The organism is Phormidium sp. CCY1219, assembly GCF_055795085.1.
In genome coordinates this window covers 1-215 of record NZ_JAYFEQ010000081.1, presented here as the reverse complement: position 1 = coordinate 215, position 215 = coordinate 1, and the positions used below count along the sequence as shown (strand labels likewise).

Sequence of the window (215 nt, the reverse complement as noted above, 5' to 3'; positions counted from 1 at the left end):
TCCAAACCGAACCCGCAACAAATTCTCCACAACTTGACGTTCTCCCTGTTGGATTCCTTGTTGGATACCTTGTTGGACACCTTGTTGGATACCTTGTTGGATACCTTGTTGGATACCTTGTTGGATACCTTGTTGGACACCTTGTTGGATACCTTGTTGCAAACCGGCAAGCTGTGCTGCTTCGAGTTGTTGGTCAAAAAGAGGAGATAACCGCA

Annotated in this window: 1 protein-coding gene; it reads left to right on the top strand. The window is 46.5% G+C overall.

The features are described 5' to 3' along the window. Positions 1-210, top strand: a 210-nt coding sequence (locus AC0QH1_RS00515) for a hypothetical protein (RefSeq protein ID WP_324628780.1), incomplete at its 5' end; no start/stop codon positions are given. Between the last annotated feature and the right edge of the window lie 5 nt (positions 211-215).